The 360-nt window shown below is 48.1% G+C and carries 1 protein-coding gene; it reads right to left on the bottom strand.

Annotated features, from left to right (window positions below; translation table 11 throughout):
* A partial coding sequence (locus tag CKO50_RS01875) for an SUMF1/EgtB/PvdO family nonheme iron enzyme (RefSeq protein WP_255229008.1) occupies positions 1–254 on the bottom strand: 254 nt, incomplete at its 3' end.
* Positions 255–360: the final 106 nt, after the last annotated feature.

Raw genomic sequence — 360 nt, 5'->3', positions numbered from 1 at the left:
AAATCAAAATCGCCATAGCTTACCTCATAAGCGCCCATCGAATAGCTGGTAAGGGTCACCTTATGAGCGGGCTTATTATCGCGAGCTATGGTCCAAGGCAAGTTATTTGGACCACCGCCATCGCCCATCATAAAGCTGCCGCCTTCAACAAACACCATTTGGGCTTTAGTGCGCTCAATCAGTGTTTGCACTTGTTTGTCTTGCTCGCCAGTAAGCGCGTCAATTTGTTGGCCAAGGTCGTCACACCCGGTCATTACCAAACACAGTATTGCGAGGCTGGGAACGGTTGTGTATTGATTAGCGAGAATATTGCGCCGGTTAATGTTGGCTAAGTGGGGGAATGAATGTATCCGTTTATTG

Source organism: Pseudoalteromonas sp. HM-SA03 (assembly GCF_002289345.1).
Taxonomy (GTDB): Bacteria; Pseudomonadota; Gammaproteobacteria; order Enterobacterales; family Alteromonadaceae; genus Pseudoalteromonas.
This window is presented reverse-complemented; position numbering and strand designations above follow the sequence as displayed.